General features: G+C 61.0%; 20 protein-coding genes and 1 pseudogene. 4 read left to right on the top strand and 17 right to left on the bottom strand.

All coding sequences use genetic code 11. The annotated features are described in order from the left end of the window. Positions 1-90 precede the first annotated feature (90 nt). Both AC5RVS_RS08920 and AC5RVS_RS08915 read left to right on the top strand, forming a co-directional pair. A complete protein-coding gene (locus AC5RVS_RS08920; protein WP_494107852.1) occupies positions 91-231 on the top strand; it encodes a hypothetical protein in 141 nt (46 codons plus the stop codon). Further along, entirely contained in the window at positions 228-392 is a 165-nt protein-coding gene (locus AC5RVS_RS08915; RefSeq protein ID WP_494107851.1) for a hypothetical protein, read from the top strand. Before AC5RVS_RS08920 ends, AC5RVS_RS08915 begins: the two co-directional genes overlap by 4 nt. Positions 393-437: 45 nt before the next feature. On the opposite strand, the gene AC5RVS_RS08910 is transcribed toward AC5RVS_RS08915, so the two are convergent. Beyond that, positions 438-1,067: a hypothetical protein gene (locus AC5RVS_RS08910; protein WP_494107850.1), complete on the bottom strand. Its 630-nt coding sequence runs from the start codon at positions 1,065-1,067 to the stop codon at positions 438-440. 257 nt (positions 1,068-1,324) lie between these two features. Here AC5RVS_RS08910 and AC5RVS_RS08905 point away from each other — a divergent pair, with 257 nt between their 5' ends. Further along, positions 1,325-1,882 (top strand): recombinase family protein, encoded by a 558-nt coding sequence (locus tag AC5RVS_RS08905; RefSeq protein WP_494107849.1) that lies wholly within the window; start codon positions 1,325-1,327, stop codon positions 1,880-1,882. 373 nt (positions 1,883-2,255) lie between these two features. Here the strand turns inward: AC5RVS_RS08905 and AC5RVS_RS08900 are convergent, their stop codons facing one another. The 15 genes and pseudogenes from AC5RVS_RS08900 to AC5RVS_RS08830 form a co-directional block, all read right to left on the bottom strand. Continuing rightward, positions 2,256-2,816 carry a hypothetical protein gene (locus AC5RVS_RS08900; RefSeq protein WP_494107848.1) on the bottom strand — a complete coding sequence of 187 codons (561 nt, stop codon included), beginning with the start codon at positions 2,814-2,816 and terminating at the stop codon, positions 2,256-2,258. Beyond that, positions 2,813-3,730 (bottom strand): hypothetical protein, encoded by a 918-nt coding sequence (locus tag AC5RVS_RS08895; protein WP_494107847.1) that lies wholly within the window; start codon positions 3,728-3,730, stop codon positions 2,813-2,815. Before AC5RVS_RS08895 ends, AC5RVS_RS08900 begins: the two co-directional genes overlap by 4 nt. Positions 3,731-3,969: 239 nt before the next feature. Beyond that, positions 3,970-4,665, bottom strand: coding sequence for a hypothetical protein (locus tag AC5RVS_RS08890; protein WP_494107846.1), 696 nt, complete (start codon positions 4,663-4,665; stop codon positions 3,970-3,972). A 156-nt stretch (positions 4,666-4,821) separates the two neighbouring features. Then, positions 4,822-5,721, bottom strand: a complete 900-nt coding sequence (locus AC5RVS_RS08885) for a hypothetical protein (protein ID WP_494107845.1) — start codon at positions 5,719-5,721, stop codon at positions 4,822-4,824. Then, positions 5,714-5,992 carry a hypothetical protein gene (locus AC5RVS_RS08880; protein WP_494107844.1) on the bottom strand — a complete coding sequence of 93 codons (279 nt, stop codon included), beginning with the start codon at positions 5,990-5,992 and terminating at the stop codon, positions 5,714-5,716. Before AC5RVS_RS08880 ends, AC5RVS_RS08885 begins: the two co-directional genes overlap by 8 nt. A gap of 275 nt (positions 5,993-6,267) precedes the next feature. Then, a complete protein-coding gene (locus tag AC5RVS_RS08875) occupies positions 6,268-7,308 on the bottom strand; it encodes a hypothetical protein (protein WP_494107843.1) in 1,041 nt (346 codons plus the stop codon). Between the two features lie 276 nt (positions 7,309-7,584). Then, positions 7,585-8,304, bottom strand: a complete 720-nt coding sequence (locus AC5RVS_RS08870; protein WP_494107842.1) for an OB-fold protein — start codon at positions 8,302-8,304, stop codon at positions 7,585-7,587. Positions 8,305-8,412: 108 nt separating this feature from the next. Then, positions 8,413-8,739, bottom strand: a pseudogene (locus AC5RVS_RS08865) (ATPase, T2SS/T4P/T4SS family); the annotation flags it as partial. Positions 8,740-8,981: 242 nt separating this feature from the next. Further along, positions 8,982-9,395 carry a pilus assembly protein TadG-related protein gene (locus AC5RVS_RS08860; RefSeq protein WP_494107841.1) on the bottom strand — a complete coding sequence of 138 codons (414 nt, stop codon included), beginning with the start codon at positions 9,393-9,395 and terminating at the stop codon, positions 8,982-8,984. An 80-nt stretch (positions 9,396-9,475) separates the two neighbouring features. Next, positions 9,476-9,925, bottom strand: a complete 450-nt coding sequence (locus tag AC5RVS_RS08855) for a hypothetical protein (protein WP_494107840.1) — start codon at positions 9,923-9,925, stop codon at positions 9,476-9,478. A gap of 69 nt (positions 9,926-9,994) precedes the next feature. Further along, positions 9,995-10,339: a TadE family protein gene (locus tag AC5RVS_RS08850; RefSeq protein ID WP_494107839.1), complete on the bottom strand. Its 345-nt coding sequence runs from the start codon at positions 10,337-10,339 to the stop codon at positions 9,995-9,997. Positions 10,340-10,445: 106 nt separating this feature from the next. Further along, a complete protein-coding gene (locus AC5RVS_RS08845) occupies positions 10,446-10,658 on the bottom strand; it encodes a hypothetical protein (protein WP_493989302.1) in 213 nt (70 codons plus the stop codon). 70 nt (positions 10,659-10,728) lie between these two features. Next, entirely contained in the window at positions 10,729-11,652 is a 924-nt protein-coding gene (locus AC5RVS_RS08840; protein WP_494107882.1) for a type II secretion system F family protein, read from the bottom strand. Positions 11,653-11,666: 14 nt separating this feature from the next. Next, entirely contained in the window at positions 11,667-12,524 is an 858-nt protein-coding gene (locus tag AC5RVS_RS08835; RefSeq protein WP_494107838.1) for a type II secretion system F family protein, read from the bottom strand. Continuing rightward, positions 12,521-13,747 (bottom strand): TadA family conjugal transfer-associated ATPase, encoded by a 1,227-nt coding sequence (locus AC5RVS_RS08830; protein WP_494107837.1) that lies wholly within the window; start codon positions 13,745-13,747, stop codon positions 12,521-12,523. The genes AC5RVS_RS08835 and AC5RVS_RS08830 overlap by 4 nt, the downstream gene beginning before the upstream one ends. A gap of 207 nt (positions 13,748-13,954) precedes the next feature. Between AC5RVS_RS08830 and AC5RVS_RS08825 the strand changes: the two genes are divergently transcribed. Continuing rightward, positions 13,955-15,757: an ABC transporter ATP-binding protein gene (locus tag AC5RVS_RS08825; RefSeq protein WP_494107836.1), complete on the top strand. Its 1,803-nt coding sequence runs from the start codon at positions 13,955-13,957 to the stop codon at positions 15,755-15,757. Between the two features lie 104 nt (positions 15,758-15,861). Here the strand turns inward: AC5RVS_RS08825 and fdhA are convergent, their stop codons facing one another. Beyond that, positions 15,862-17,076 carry a formaldehyde dehydrogenase, glutathione-independent gene (gene fdhA, locus AC5RVS_RS08820; protein ID WP_494107835.1) on the bottom strand — a complete coding sequence of 405 codons (1,215 nt, stop codon included), beginning with the start codon at positions 17,074-17,076 and terminating at the stop codon, positions 15,862-15,864. Positions 17,077-17,117 lie beyond the last annotated feature (41 nt).

Raw genomic sequence — 17,117 nt, 5'->3', positions numbered from 1 at the left:
GGATGGACAGTGTAGGAACTTCCATCATCGGAAGACCTCGACCTCTATCCGGACACCGACGCGCCAACGCTATCTACACTCTCGATTCCGATGAGCCCCGAAAGCTCGTGGGGCTGCATGATTATTGACCGCGACGATAAGCAGCATAAGCATCTTGTGACTCTTTTCCAAGAAGGTGCAGGCCAGAGCTCTAAAAATCCCTTGCAGATCGTATTAAGTATTACGGTATGACTTCAGACAATGCTTCTTACCTGAGTTCCGCAGTCGATATAGCTCTCGGCGGCTTTCGCTACTGCTACGCGCCAACACTTGCGGAACAATATGTGGACCTCCGCCAAAAGCTGGAATCATACGCCAATGCTTCCGGCAGCGAAAAAGAAGACGATGCATGAATGACATAGTGCGATACAGACCACGCAACAAGTAGCGGCTGCCCCTCACAGAAGGCCCTCGATAAACCTAATTATCATCTCGGGCAGCAAGCTGCCCAAGACGGTCACCAATATCCCTAGCAGAATTAGGAAGACACGCGACATCTTTTCACTCCGACGACGGGCCTCGACGTCAGTTCGTGCCACTGTGTCGACTAAGGCATATTGGTATTCGAAGTTTGGCCGCCCGTCACACAAGCAAACCACTTCTAAACTAGACCCCTTCTTCAGCAGGGTTGGTTTCAGCAGTAAGGACTGGCCCTCCACCTCCACGGCGTGATGAGCGGTCCCCGGCACGCTCGTCTTAGTAAGGAGGCCGACGATTGGTGCACCCATTACAACCTTGAACGGAGTGCCATTATCGAAGTGGCTAGACGAAACGTCGGCCCGTCCTGTGGATCGAAGCCGAAACGAAACGAGATAAGGGCGAGTAATAAGGCTCTCCTCGTACAGAACTTTAAACTTCTCCAATTGAGCTGCAGAGCGAATAAGCGGAATCGCTGACGCGCCGTAGACAACTCGCCTTTTCGGATTGGTCTTGAGGTAGATGACGACCGCCACGAGCAGCCCGAGTACGCCGAGGACGAAGTTCGCAGGTTCCCAATCGAAGGCCTGGCTAATTTGTTCTGTTTGCACCCCTGAATCAAAGCACACTCTCAAGAGGCACGCAGGTAGCAACGTCCCGTTAATGGATCGTTAGGTGAGACTCCAAAGAGACGCAGCGACAGGGAACCTGAAGCCTTGAATTTCTGAGGAATCGACTGTCGCAACAATGTGTCTCATTCTCTGGTTCTTAGGAATTGACCCTCAGCACCTTTGTTGAGACAGTCTTCCTTAAGACAGCGCGGCTGCGCTGACGCGCCGCCGCCGTAAGACACCAGAAGGCAGTGACCTTGGCCGACATCGGATACGCGCGAGTCAGCACCGTAGACCAGAACGCAGCGCTTCAGCAGGACGCACTCAAGAAGGCAGGCTGTGAACGCATTTTCACAGACCACGGCGTCAGTGGCATGCGTGCCACCCGGCCGGAGCTGGACAAGATGCTGGAGCACCTGCGGCCCGGCGACACCGTCATCGTCTGGAAGCTGGACAGGCTTGGGCGCAACACTCGCAATCTGCTGGCGCTGATCGATGACCTGGAGACCAGGGGGGTCCACTTCCGCAGCATCACTGAAGGCATCAGCACTACCGGCCCAATGGGCCGGGCCATGCTCACTGTCATGTCGGCGTTTGCTCAGCTTGAGCGGGACCAGCTCGCAGAGCGGACAAGGGCAGGCATGGCTGCAGCAGCAGAGAACGGGCGCAAGGCAGGCAGGCCCAGCGTCTCGGCTGACGCTGAGGCAGTGAAGCGTTCGCACGAGCTGAAGGCCCAGGGCCTCAAACCTGCCGACATTGGAAAGATCATCGGAGCATCACGCGCCACCGTTTATCGCTATCTGGCAATGGAATGAAGCTGTCTGAGCAACCGAGCGCCGGCCTGCCGCAGGCGCCCTGCTATTCCTCGATGGGCGCAAGCACTATCTCGCCAGCCTGCAGCCTCTCAACAACGTACCGATCAGCGGGAAAGTCCCAGTACTATCGTTATCGCTGTAGACCTCGGACACTGTAAACCCATGGGCGGCGGCATAGTCCGGCAGGCTGACTCCTGCCTCTGAACTCCCAGCTCGTCGCCGCCCCGGGCTTGGCTAATCCGCGTATAGACGAACGCTGTTTTCTGCACCCTGGCAGCCTACAGGGTGCATGGTCCTCAACTGCCTCGGGACATCTATGTTTCAGCCCAACGAGGCTGGACGCAGATCGTTGGCGGTCAGTGACAGTGAGGGCTTAGTGGCGGCTTGTGCCGCGCTTGAGCGCCAGCGCTTCCTGAATGTCCTTGCGCGGCGCTGCATCCGCCTTACGAATGGTCCGAGCCGACTGCTCTTGCTTAAATAGTGTGTACTGCAGCCACCAGATGGCCCGCGTGAACCTGATGCACAGCAGGGCCACTGCGTAACCCGCGATAACAACACCTATATGAGGAAGCTGGTTGTCGAGAGCCAGGGAAACAAGGGGAAGCAGAGCCGTCAGTAAATTGGAACCGATGATGCTGGTCCAGTTTCTCCGCAACTCGGCAGCATGCGACGTAACGATTCCCGCCATCAAGATGTTCGCTGATTGATAAGTCATGGTGCAGACGAATGTTGCTGCCGCCAGTGCCAGACCGGAAACGGTTGCCATCGTTACGTAGATGCTTATGCGAGCATCCGACGGCACGAACGGAGTTACGAGCGGGAACAGGAAGAGGACCGTGGCAATGGCGATCGGCATCACCTGATCGACGATGGGATGCGCGGAAACAAAATCCCCAAGGGGATGCTTGGCGGCTGTGTGTTTGGTCATGGTCACCCCTCCAGAATGGACTTAACCTTATCCTCCATCTCTGCACCCACATTCCCAAGGGCGCGAAGTAGTTCCGAGAACTGGCGGCTCTCGGAGTCCAGCAGGTGAATCTCGAATTCGGCGGCCAGGTTGTGTTCAACCAAAGACAGTTGTTCCATGACACCTTCTGAGACCATGGCTATCGCCTTCGCGCCGCTGCCCTTCGCTGCCAACCGCTGTATATCGCCCTTGAAGAGGTTCAACAGCTTCTCCTTGGTGGTTCGTCGGCTCCGGGCCGATGGAGAAAGTTTGACCTCGATGCTGATTTCTACGTCGCCGCCGATGCTGTCTGCGATCTTGTCCCCGATGGAAACAAGGCCGATTGAGCCGTCTCCTTGATCGAAGAGATTGCGAGCGGTGGTGAACTTGGACGAGAACTCGACGAGCCCGACGGAGTGATTCAGTTTTCGGATTTCATCGTCGTCGATCACTGGCTCTACCTTCCAGAAGCCCCCGTCCGCCTCAGGGGGGACAAAGGCGTCTAGGAACTTCGCGAGAGCGCCCGCCCTTGGCGAGCCCGTTGCACCTAGGCTCAAAGCGAATGTGTTGCCCTGGTTAAGAAAGGCCACCGCCGTAGAGTTAGCGAACCCCTCTGGCTCGCTTGAAGCATTCTGCATGAAGTCGGCGACGGTGCCGTCCTTAATTCTGCTCATGAAGTCAGTGTTTATCGGCCGATGGATACCAAGGAGCGTACCTTCAGATAGCTTGGCTGGCTCAAAAATGTCACCGTCCAGCGTCCGTTCTTCAAGGCTCATCTCAGCGACCGCTTCGAGAATGCCTGCCCAATCTTGGTCGGGCGGGTAGTGCCGGGCTCCATCAACCATGATGAACGCCCTGTGGAAATAGGCGTTCTTCGTCTTCGTATTACTCGTGGGCGCCATACGACAACTCCTTATGGTTCTAGATGGCTCGGCCTTCGGCTGTGCAGCATCAAATTCATCGAATAATTGCGGCTCCGGTCCAGGTTTTACTGGCTTCGGAGTAAGTCCTGATGCAACTGTAGGCGTGCCGCATGATGGCGCCGAATGCGTTCTCCGCTTCTCGTCAGTCCATAAGATTGCACGATGCTAGTTCGTGTGTGCCTGAGCAATGGACGGAAAGTGCAGCTCTGCACCGTATTTCAAACCCGTACGGGACTTAGCTGTCCGTGGCAATCTCGCTGCCAGTATTTACCGACAGAATCGCGGAAGGAGAAACTCACTGCAACGCCCGTCGAACCGGGCTGACCGTCCCAGACCTTCCAATCCTCTTTTGAGGCAACAGTAGGCACGCGCTTGTCCTTAATCACGTTGTAGCCATCCGGCAAATGATCATCGGGCGAAAGAACCTTTCTAAGCCCCTTGTTTACGTCCGTCACCGAGGGAGGGAGGATGGGAAAAGCTAAGTTCGCGGCCACCTTTGGAGTCTTCCCCCCAAGAGTAAAAGCCACTACCTCCACCTGAACATCGAATATGGGACCACTATTTCCGTTGCGGAGATAAACGTTGAAGACGTCACTTGGATGGGTAAGCCACGCTTGGACTTGCGCTGCCTCACGTCGCTCCTCCGCCTCCTTGGCCATGGTTAGCTGCTTTCGGGTAACGACCCAGGTGAGTCCTGCGAAAATTCCAGCGGCAACCGCGCCCAGCAATAAACCTCCGGTGGTCACAAACAGCCAAAATGTCCAGCGTGCGGTTTCCCAGCCTGCGTCCGCTGTGCGGACTGCCTGGTCGAGTGCCTTATCAGCAGATAATACGAGCATGGTTGCGATCATGTTGACTAACAAATCATGCTGGCTCTGTTCCTGCGTGATGCCACGCGTCGGTACGGAAAGCAAGCGGGAGGTGCACCCTAGGGCATCAAGGGTGGAAGGATTCGCAACGGACTCAGTGGCAGCTCAGGTAAGCCCGTCGGCTGTGCCAAAACTAGTCGTATTGCGTTTCAGCAGTGCCGGCTAGGCGATATCAATGACCTATCCACTGAAGCGAATAGGTCAGGGTGTTGCGGGCTGAGTCCCTGACTCCGTCACTGGGAGGCTGGGCGCCGATTCACGGAGGTGACCCCAACTGTTCGTTAGGATTAGCCGGACAGACTTACACCTCTCCTGTTGCACCAGGACATCGGGACCCGTATCGGTATGAGCCAAATGCACTACCTGTAACTGGCGATCTGCATCGCAATCCCTTCCAAGTACCTCGGCCAAAGCCCGCCGCCCTTCGGGCGTCAGCTCGAGGGTCCGTGTGGTTGCTTCACTCACAATCGCCGGCGCCGCCTCGCTCGCCTTGACCTTGTCTGGTGGATTGATTGCCCAAATGAAAGCCAGGAGCCCCACCAGCGAGGCTCCTGCTCCCCAAGCGATCCATTTCGATGACCTTTTCCATTCCTCAGCGACAGTCTGGTAGGACCCATTCCGGATTACGTTTCGGACTACGTTGTTTAGATGGAGTGCCCTAGCTTGGGCGACAGTTGCTGCCAGATGAGTAGCGGAAACGGGATTATCGAGATTCGCTCTAATGGCCCTATCCCGCTCGTCGAGGGCGTTCTTGTAGTCCGTCGCTAGTTCCGTTACACCTCCTTCAATCCCTTCCTGGAGAGCGGAGTCGTTTGCCAGTCCTGTCTGCGGCAGCGTTTCCAGTGTCACGGGCGGAGTGGTAGCAGTCCGGACGGCGGCCGTGAGAATCATTCCCGCACCGGCGGCGGCCACAACAGCGCTGATCAGAACCACCCAAAACCTCGGAGTGCCGAGTTCGATGGCACCCAGACTACTGAATTGAGTTCCCGTGACGATGACGGCGCCGACTGCAGCAAGGCTTACGATCAGCCATTTGGCTGTTTCCCGAATCCTGTCTTCAGCCGCCAGAGTGAGGGAAGCAGGGCTTTTCTCCTCAGCCACGGCCCTTCCACCTCTTCACTAGAGAGTCCCGGCCCCGCTCCAATACTTTCTCACCCGTGAAGAAAACGTTCTCCTTCATGCGTTTGGCCAGACTTATTTGCTCAATCTCCACGACCTCATCATCGCTAGGACCAAAGCCCTCAGTTACGTAGGACGGACCGGACTCCGACGCGCCCGGTTTCACACCCGGGTATACCCTCACCCGGATGTCCTCGATTGTGTCGTCGAAGCTACCCCCACCTGCCAGATAAATGTCAATGCGCTTATCCACTGCGCTCCTCCGATGCTCTCGTTTATCTGCGACACCGCGAGAGCATTCGTCCCGGCGCCCCCGCGGGTTGAGCCCAGTGTGGACCTAATCCATCGGTCTCGCCAGAGGCGGGATCATTTTACGCACGAGAGATACCTAAACCGAACCCGAAGTAAGACCATCGAATAGCTCAGGTTACGTCACCATCGCCCAAGCCCGAACGGAAGTACACGTCACGTAGAATCACGCCGCGGAGGAAACGCAATCCACATTCAACAGCCCTTTGAGGAGACCTCTTAGAGTCGTCCTGCCAGCGCCGCATAGGCCAATGGTGCCCGCTTGTAAAAGCGAGACTCCTCTAAGACCTCAGCGAGTCCGTGACCAGAGATACCCACATTGAGCAGACCGGTACCAACCGCGAGGCCGAGTGCCAGCGGGGTAGCGGCGGGATCGGCAAGCGATCCGGCCATGGTCCCTGCTGCCGCCATAACCCCTCCAACGCCAACAAACGCCACTTTCGACCACCGTTTTCTGAGCATCTGCTCCTGCAGGATGGCGACGTCGTCTTCAAGCTCTTGCAACAGCGCCCTCGTCTTTACGTCGCGCAGAGCCGGATCCTCAACCACCACTAAATCGGCGAGCTTGCCATCAACGTATGCTCGGCATCTGCGGAGACGTTCCCAATTCTCGTCCTTAAATCGCCTTAGCTCAGCTACCCCTACCGATCCCTGAGGGGCAGGCAGAGCATTCTCGATCACTGCGTAGCGCAAGGCACCTAGTCGTTGAGCGAGGTCACGGTTGTCGTCGGCCCCCTTCATCCCCAGGGTACCGAGGGACCTTGGGCTGTCCGTCACGGGGTCCATATTCGGCACAGATGCGCTCATTGCACTGGCCAGATAGGCCATGTATAGATCAGCGGTTCCCGCCTCAAGTTGCCACCAATCTTGATCGCCCCCGTGACGGGCGAGTCCGCGTCGTTCGAGCTCCCGGAACAGCGACCAAGAAATCTTTCCGTAGTGAAGACGTTCGAACTTTCCACCAGGAAGGTGCCGCCTCTGAATGTCGACCATGTCAAGGAACGTGCCAATGAACGCATCACTGTCGATGTTCGCCAATCCGTCATCTGGGCTCAAAGTAACAAGCAGTTTCTCTGCCTCAAGTTCTCGCATGAATTGACTGATCTCGTCGTCGTTGTGCCAAAGAGTACGGGGCACGATCGCGGCCGCTTGATCCCAGTACAGGAGAACCTGCGTAAACCATGGCGTCTGCGGCACGCGCAAGTATGGAAAGTAAAGCGCTGTGTTCGTATCGCTGTCGAAATGTAAGTTCCGCATCATGTCGAACTCGAACTCCTGTCGAAATCATCAGTCGATGTCAACTCATCGCCTGCAGCAGAGGCTTTCAGCTCACCACATACGACCGACGCGCGAAATCCTGCATTGCATGGTGCCTGAGTCTTCTCCGGGCAGCCCGAAATGCTCACAGTACAAAGGGTTTGCCCGCTTCCGGAAGGAGTGACGGAAGCTCCACTCGTGGGACGGAATAATCGTTTGTAAAAAGGAGAACGGTCCAAGCCTGTACCTACGAAGAGACACCGGCCTGGACCGCCCAGGTTAGAGAACCTTGCAGTCGTCGATTTCTACACCAAGGTCGCCGCCATCGGTGAACTCACCGCGCACGGTGACCGTACTGCCGGCCTGAATCTTCGCAGCCTGCTTCTTGGGCACGTCGCGGCAGTTCACGCTGATGAAGCGCCAAGGGTCTCCGTCAGTTAGCTGCACAGTGTACTCGTCCACGCTAAAGAACTCAGTGTCAACTTTGTCCACGACGCCGGTAACCTGAAGAACCTTGCCGTCATACTTCTCGTCGGCAGCGGCCTCGTTGCCCTCGTACTCGTTGAGCAGTGTGCCGGCATCAACCTTGACGGTGCGTGCTGCCTGTTCCGCCTTGAGCCTTTTGGCTTCAGCCTTGGCCTCCTTCTTGGCCTCAGCTTCTTCCTTCTTTCGCTGCTCCTCGGCTTCCTTCGCGGCCGCTTCCTCAGCGGCCAGCCGTTCGGCCTCTTCCTCAGCCTCACGCTTGGCCTGTTCCTCGGCCTCCTTCTCAGCCTTGGCTTCCGCCTCAGCGTCAGCCTTGGCCTGTGCAGCAGCGCTGGCGCTGGCCGCAGCCGCAGCCTCAGCCTCACGTTCGGCAGACCCGGCAGCGCCGCAGCTACCGAAGATGAACAGCAGGACGATAATGCCCACGATCCACGGCCACTTCTTCTTCTTGGCTTTAAGGGCCGGCTTCGGCGTCTCCCATGTTCCGGGCGGCGGGAATTGGTTGTTTGCGGTCATTGGTTCCCCAACTTTCAGGTATGTATATCACATCACGTGCGAGTGAATGGTTTGATTATATGGCGATGGTCGGACAAAAATGGCGGCAGTCTTCAAGTGTTGCCCGGTCGTGCAGGGTTTAGGCAGCCCACTGTTAAGGGCCACGAGCATGTAAAGGCTTTCGGCTTCCCGGACCTCACCGACAATCAGCCGGTCGGGCCTTATGCGCAGCGCCTCTTTGACCAGCCGCCGCAGGGGTATGGCGCCCTCCCCTTCAGGATTTGGTGGCCGGCACTGCAGCCCTACGACGTCGCGCAGGGGCAGTTGCAGCTCGAAGATCTCCTCCACTGTGACCACCCGTTCCCGGCTGCCGATAGCGGCTGCGAGGCAGTTGAGCATGGTGGTCTTGCCCGCCTGCGTTGCGCCTGACACGAGGATGTTCAGTCCGCTGCTGACCCGAATGACAACATGCAGCCTCGATCCGTCCAGCCTCGAAAAGATTGACCTCTTCAAGGACTCGCAGGGGCGGTTTATCTCACTTCGGGAAAATTGCGGGGTACTTGTTTATGATCCCTTCGACGGCGCTGCCGGCCGGCATGGCTCTTCTAGGCGACTGGAGGAAAAGCCCCATAGATTCTGTACGAGGCCCTGGGCGCCCTCAAGGAAATTACTTAGCCGCCGGGCTTTCAGCGTTTCGGTCAGCGTCTTAGTTCCGAGCGCGCGTCGCTGGAAACTGTAATCGGTATACCTGCCGGAACGAGGAAATTGACCACCGGCGGCCGGACGACCGCACGCAGCACCACGTGCGCCGTGCGCTGCTCCGGGGAGCCGGTGCCGCCGCCGACGGTCAGCTGGTCAAACCTCCCGTACGCACCCGTGTCAGACAAATAGCGCGAGACGGATCCCCTCACGGAATCGTCATCCAGCGATGGCACCGGCACCCCTGAACCAGTCTCGACGTCGGCCAAGGCGAAAGTGTCCGCGGCAGCCAACGCGGCCCCATCCGCAACGGACAGCAGCTTCTTCCGCTCGACATACACGGCGGAGGCACCCATCACCACGGTCAGGATCAACAGACTCAGCAACACAAAGCCGATGAGCAGAACCAGCACCTGGCCCTCATCATCGGTCCTGACCCTTCGGCTTCCTACGCCCCCGGTGGAACGGGCAGTCCTGGCGCATAAACCGGGCATCATCGGTAGCGTTCCACTATTTGGGTCGCCGAAGAGTTCACGGTCGCCATGGTGAGGCCCGTGCCATCCAGCAACGGCAGCGGGATCGAAATCGCGACTTCGGTGGTGACCGAGGAGCCCGCTTCCAAGCACGCCCCATTGCTGCAGCTAATCCTGATATCCACACGTTCCGGGCCGAAACCGAAGTCATCGGCGGCCAAGAGCGCCGCCTGCTGCGCGGCCGGACCAGCAGCCGCGGCCTCGTCCGACCCCGCATACACTTTCGCCGCTTGGTCCGCGGCATTCACGACGGCGAACGACGCGGCCTGCACGTGTGAGACCGCGATGACGAAATAGACCACCGGAACCAGGAGCAGCGTTCCCAGAAAGACGAATTCGACGACGGCGCTCCCCCGTTCCGGTTCCTCCGCCTGCAGGCAGTCCTTCAGTCGCTGCCGCAAGCCCGTCACCGCACTCCTCCGGCAAGTTTCGGAATGGGTCCGGCGACCGCTGGTGCCGGCGCCCGGTGCGGTGCCCGGTCAGCGCGGAAGAGCCGCATGACCGTGGACTTCCAGCGCACCTTGGGGGCCGATCAGTCCGAGCGCGGGCAGCGGAGCCCGGACCGTGACCCGTAACGTGGGGACGCCGGACCGGACGATCTCTTCAACGTGGACGTCTTGGCCGTAATCGTCGGTCAGCGAAGCTGAGATCAAGTCAACCGTCCTTTCGTGCGCGTCGGCGGCGCCTCGATCAGCCAAGGTTCCGTAGCGTGCACCCGACCCCGCGGCGTCGATGAGCGTGTTGCGCACGTGCAGGACCAGGCTCAGCTGCATGATCGACACGAATATCAGGGTGAGGACACCGCCCACCAACACGAAGTCCACGCTTGCGGAGCCTCGGTCGGAACGGTCTCGGCCCGGAGCGGAACCGCTGCCGACGCTGGCAGCGGTGGACGGCCGCACTATACGGTCACTGTCGCTCGATCCCATGTCAGGGCTGGGTCACGCGGCCAATGGCGTCGTTGAACAGTCCTTCCAGAGCCGGTTTGGCCAGGGCCAGGATGCCTGCCACGAGCACGGCCGACATCAGGGTGATCATCACCCACCCCGGTACATCTCCGCGTTCGCCATCATCGGACCGCGCCGCACGTCGCAGTCGGTCCAGCCCGCCGCTCCACAGCAGCGAAATCGTGACGGTGAACATGAGCGAGAGTTTCATCATGTCGTAGTTCCTCCCCTTTTAGACCCCCATTTTGAAATTCCCTCGGTGCACTTCACCAGCCGAGGTTGATCAGCGCGATGCCCGGATACACGGCAAACAGCACGGTCAGCGGCAAGACCCCGAAAACCAGCGGCACCATCATGCCGATTTCCTTCTTTCCGGCCGACTCCATCAGATTCCGCTTCGCCATGTCACGCACGTCCTGGGCTTGCGCCCGCAGGACGTCCGCCAGCGGAGTTCCGCGCTCCACGGCAACGGTGATTCCGTCGACGAACCGCACGAGCGCTGGCAAGCGGGTTCGGTGTGAAAACTCCTGCAATGCCGTCAGCATCGGCGTACCGGATCGCGTTTGTGCGAGCACCACCGCAAATTCGCCGGCGAGTTCGCCTTGGGCGCTGCGGCAGATTCTCTCCAGTGCTCCCGTGGCGCTCTCTCCAGCGCTGACGGCAAGTGCCATCAACTCCGCCAAGCTGGGAAATTCCGCCAGCATCTTTTCCTCACGGCGTTGGATTTGGACGCTCAGAAGGTAATCCCGCAGCATGAATCCGCCAACTGCCAGTCCCAGGGTGAGAATCACCGCAAGTACCGGATCCAGCGAATTTCCTGCCGCCGAGGTGATCGTCCACGCAATACCGATGACGAAACCCGCCGCTGCCCACAGCAATTGTTCGGCGCGGAAATCGACGGTGCCCTGCCGGCGTCCCGCCTGCAGCAACCGCTTGGACAATAAAGTGGAACCGAAATGGAACTTCCCGAGCCAAGTGACCGAGTCGCGGAGCACCGGGCGGAAAATCCGTTCCAAAGGGCCAAACGGCGTGACGTTTCCCGATCCGCCGTCCAGCAGCCGCGACTTCAAGTCGATCGACTTCAATTGCGGGGCGATCCGATCCGCGAAGCGCCTGCGCCGGAAGAACGGCAACCGGACGACCGTCAGCCAGAGGCCCACTCCCAACGTGATGCCCAATAGCGCTGTCATTGCAGCCGTGTGATTCACCGGAGCACCCGCTCCTCTTCAGGGAGCGACCCAATGCGCAGCATCAGTCGGTAGCACACAATCGACACCACCAGCCCGCCCAGCAGGACGGCCGCCCCGACAGCCGTGTTGTAGGCAGCCACAGCTTCCGGCCTGGTTGCCAACAGCATCAAGATGATCCAAGGGGCAGCAACGGCGAGCCGGGCAGCGTTGACAGTCCATGATTGGCGGGCCTCAAGTTCACTGCGGGTCCGTGCGCTATCGCGGAGAAAATCCGCCAAGGTCCCGAGCAACCTGCCCAAGTCGGTACCGCCGACCTCACGCGTCATGCGCAGCGCCTCCACGATCCGGTCGGCCACCGGATCGGACAGCCTTGCCTTGAGCCGTTCCAATGCGTCGTCGAAATTCCCGCCCGCGCGGTAATCCGAGGCAAATTCGCTGAAGGGCGGCCGCAGCTCCACCGGACCCCGCGTTCCCAACTGCACCAGCGCCTCGGGCAGGGAGAGTCCTGCCCGGATGGCCGAGCGGAGGTGGTCGACGGCGTCCGGCCAGATTTCGCGCAAGACGGCGGCGCGTCGGCGAGCCCTCCAACTCACCAGGGCGAACGGGAGCCATCCCCCTAACAACCCGAAACAGGCTGCGATGGGACCGGACGCTGCGAGTGCAAACACCATCAGAAAGGTTGCAGCTGCCATTGCCACGCAGCTGGCCAGAAGCGCACTCGACGAAACCTTCTCGATGCCTGCCTGGCTGATCATCTGCTGGAGCCGGCCCGGCTGCTTTCGCCGTACCGGCTGGGTAGGCGGTTTTTCCCAGCAGGACCACCAAATCAAAAAGAGCCCAACGCCGCCAAGGAGTCCCGCCGCCGTCGTCATGGCACCGGTTCCAGCAACTGCATGACTTCATATCCTGCGCGTGCGAACTTCTCCCCCGCGGGGCTGGCAGAAGGACTCACCTCAAGTTGGCCGTCCTGTCGGCTGAACAGCGTGGATGTTTCGATGATCCCGTTCTCCACCCGCCGGCCCAGCGAAACAATTTCCGCGACCTGTCTCCTGCCGTCTGGCCGGCGGACGCAATGGACCACGAGGTCGATGCACGATGCAACCGTCGGAACCACGAAGGCGGACGAGATATTCTGTCCAGCCAGCAGCGGCAGGGTGCAAATCTTGGTGATGGCGTCGTGGGCGCTATTGGCATGGACCGTGCACATCCCAGGCAGCCCGCTGTTAAGGGCCACGAGCATGTCAAGGCTTTCGGCTTCCCGTACCTCACCGACAATCAGCCGGTCGGGCCTCATGCGCAGTGCCTCCTTGACCAGCCGCCGCAGCGGTATGGCGCCCTCCCCTTCAAGATTCGGTTGCCGGCACTGCAGCCCTACGACGTCGCGCAGGGGCAGTTGCAGCTCGAAGATTTCCTCAACCGTGACCACCCGTTCCCGGCTGCCGATAGCGGCTGCCAGGCAGTTGAGCATGGTGGTTTTGCCCGCCTGCGTTGCTCCTGACACGAGGATGTTCAGACCGCTGCTGACCGCCGCTCCCAGGAACCGGGCTGCTTCCGACGTCAGCGAGCCCAGTTCGACCAGATGCTCCAACCGCGAAGCACGGGCGATGAACTTCCGGATGTTGACCGCCCAGTGCTGGCGGGTGATGTCCGGAATGACAACATGCAGCCTCGATCCGTCCGGGAGTGCCGCATCCACGAAGGGCGATGACAAGTCCAGACGGCGTCCCGACGACTTCAACATCCGCTCCACCAGATCCGCAACCTGTTGTTGCGTGAGCGAAACGGACGTCAGCTCGGATTCGCCGCCTCGGGCTACATAGACCTCCGACGGGGAGTTGATCCAGATCTCTTCGATGGAGCGGTCGTCCAGCAGCGGTTGCAAGGGGCCGAAGCCGGCCACGGAGTCGAAGATGTACCGACGCGCGTGGTCCAGGTGGCCGAGCGGCGGAAGAGACCCCAGCAGGGACCGTTCGTCATAGTCGGTCACCGCGGCTTCGACCAGCCGCCGGACCTCCGGAACTTGGCGGACAGGGTCCAAGCCTCGTTGGCGGATCAGCTCACGGACCTCCCCCTCGACGATCCGGATGCCCTCCATCCCTTCTCCCCCCTCAGAGTCCGGGCGCACCCCTGCCGCGCGAAACTGAGACCGGCGGGCGGGCGTTTCCACCGACCCTAGGGGACACGCTTCAGACCGGCTAGCCCTTCCACACGGATTGTGGAAAAGCTGTCGCATTTTCAATCCACCACTGGCCAGTAGCCGTCGCGGGTGATAAGGGCGCGATGGAATAGGCTGAGGGGCAGTATGAAAAGCATCCTCGACGTTCTTGTGCCGCTGTTGCGTACCCTGCCCGACGGCAGCCGCCGTTTCCTGACCGGTTATGGCGCGGCATCGGCGGCATTGGCTCTGCTGGACGTTGTCGCCCTGGGGTTGATCGCCGCGCTCCTGCCGGCCCTCGTGGGCAGCTCCGACGCCGAGCTGCCCATCGTCGGCAACGTCGCCGAAAACGGGCTGGCCCTGCCGCTGCTGGCCTTCATCTGCCTGCTGATCGTGCTGAAGGGAGTCCTGGCCGTCCTGCTGCTGCGCTTCGCGACCAAGCGCTTCGCCCGGCACGAAGTGGCCATCGGCGACCGCCTCTTCGCAGCCTACCTCGCCTCCCCGTGGGAGAAGCGGCTCGGCCGGAACTCGGCCGAGATCGTCCGCTCCGTCGACGTCGGCGTGGGAATCACCGTCTCGGGAGTCCTGATGCCGGCGATGAGCCTGTTCGGCGAGCTGGGCACCCTGGTGGCGGTCGTCGTCGTACTTTTCGTGGCCCAGCCGCTGATCGCGGTGGTGACGATGATCTACCTGGGCCTGGTGGCGCTGCTGCTGGCCAAGGTGATCTCCCCGCGCGCCGTGGCGATCGGCCGGGAAAACCGCGAATGGTCCAACCGCACCGCCAAGACCCTGTACGAGGCGCTGGGCGCCCTCAAGGAAATTACCTTGGCCGGCCGCGGGCCCGAGGTACAGGAGCAGGTGCATGGAACCCGCACCAAGTCCTCGATAGCGCGCGCCGGCGCCATCCAGATTTCGCAGATCCCGCGCTACGTGCTGGAGACCGCCCTGGTGCTGGGCTTCGCGCTGTTGGGCGGCGTGGGCTACCTGACCGGCGGACCGGCCGGGGCGGTCAGCGCCGTCGGCCTGTTCGCCGTCGCGGGGTTCCGCCTGATCCCCTCGCTGACGCGCATGCAGGCCGTGCAGTCTTCCGTGAATACCAGCGCGTCCTTCGCCCGGCAGATCGTCGAGGACATCCATGAGGGCGAGGCGGAAATGTCACGACTGCGCGACGAGCGCCCGCAGCACGAGCTGCCGGACAACGCCGCCGATATCGAGCTGCAGGACGTCGCCTTCAGCTATCCGGATACCGCGGCGCCGGCCCTCCACGACGTGAACATCCGGATTCCGGCTGGCAGCCACGTGGCCTTCGTCGGTGCGTCCGGCGCCGGCAAGTCGACGATGGTGGACCTGCTCCTGGGCCTGCTCGAGCCGAGCCGCGGGCGCATCCTGGTGGGCGGCGAACCGATGGAGTTCGTGCTGGATTCCTGGCGTCGGCGCATCGGCTACGTCCCGCAGGAGGTCTCGCTCTTCGACGCCTCGATAGCGCAGAACGTTGCCCTGGCCTGGGACCAGGCCCGCGTGGATCGCGAGCGCGTGACCGTTGCTTTGCGGCGCGCGCAACTGCTGGACACGGTGATGGGGCGCGACGGCGGCCTGGACGCCCTGGTGGGTGAGCGCGGCATGGCGCTCTCCGGCGGGCAGCGCCAGCGGCTCGGCATCGCCCGCGCCCTGTATGACAACCCACGGGTGCTCGTCATGGACGAGGCCACCTCGGCGCTCGACACCGCCACCGAGGCGGCGGTGACGACGGCGATCCGGCAGCTGCACGGTGACGTCACCGTCATTACCGTGGCGCACCGCCTGGCGACCATCCGGGACGCCGACATCGTGTTCTTCATGCGCGGAGGAACGGTGGCTGCCGCCGGAACCTTCGACGAAGTGGTGGCCACCGTGCCGGACTTCGCCGAACAGGCTGCCCTCGCCGGCCTCGGAAGACCGGGAAGCCGGTAGACGAACGCCTCTGAGCGGACGTCCCTTGCTGGCTGTTGCAGCGGCGGCTGCGTCCAAGCATCCAACTCGGGCGCAGCCGCCGCTACCTGTCGGGACGGGCGGACCTATGCGGCAACCATCCCGTGCGGATCGATCACGTACTTCTTCGCCGCTCCCTGGTCGAACTCCCTGTAACTCTGGGGCGCCTCGTCCAGGCTGATCGGCGTGGCGTTCACGGCCTTGGAAATGTTGGCCTTACCGGCCAGGATCAGATCCATGAGCCTACGGTTGTACCGCTTCACTGGGCACTGCCCCGTGGTGAACGAAAGCGACTTCGCCCAGCCGGTGCCCAGCTGCACACCGATCTGGCCGACCTTCGCGTTCTCGTCGATGCCGCCCGGATCCCCGGTGACGTAGAGGCCGGGGATGCCCAGGGCACCGCCCACCTGCGTCACCGACATGATGTCGTTCAGCACCGTCGCCGGCGCCTCCTCGGCGTCGGGCCCATGCCCTTTGGCCTCGAACCCGACCGCGTCCACCGCCGCATCAACCAAGGGGACGCCGAGGATCTGCTCGATCCTTTCCGGCAACGAGCCTTCCTGGCTCAGATCGATCGTCTCGCAGCCGAAGCTTTCGGCCTGCCTCAGCCGCTCGGCGTTCATGTCGCCGACAACTACCGCCGAGGCGCCCAGCACGTGCGAGGAGAAGGCCGCGGCCAGTCCCACTGGCCCCGCTCCGGCGATGTAGACCGTGGAGCCCGTGGTGACGCCGGCGGTGAACGCACCGTGGTAGCCGGTCGGGAAGATGTCGGAGAGCATGGTCAGGTCCAGGATCTTCTCCAGCGCCTGGTCCCGGTCCGGGAACTTGAGCAGGTTGAAGTCCGCATAAGGCACCATCACGTACTCGGCCTGGCCGCCGATCCAGCCACCCATGTCCACGTAGCCGTAGGCCGCGCCGGGCCGGGCGGGGTTCACGTTGAGGCAGACGCCGGTTTTGCCTTCGTTGCACATCCGGCAGCGGCCGCAGGCGATGTTGAAGGGTACCGAACAGATATCGCCCTCCTTCACGAAGAGCACGTCGTCACCGGTCTCGACCACTTCCCCGGTAATTTCGTGACCGAGCGACTGGCCGACCGGTGCGGTGGTGCGCCCGCGCACCATGTGCTGGTCGCTGCCGCAGATATTGGTCGCGACCAGCTTGAGGATCGCGGCGTGCGGTGCCTTCTGCTGGATCCCCATTTTGTTGGCGACTTCGGAAGGCAGTTCCAGCTTAGGGTAGTCGATCGTTTCAACCGCAACTTCCCCTGGGCCTTTATAGACGATTACACGATTTCCCGTCATGGCTATTCCTCTCATCTTCATTTCAAGCCGCGCCATAGCCG

Source organism: Arthrobacter sp. Y3221048, assembly GCF_059092685.1.
The sequence above is the reverse complement of the archived record's forward strand: the minus strand, read 5'-3'. Positions and strand labels throughout refer to the sequence as shown.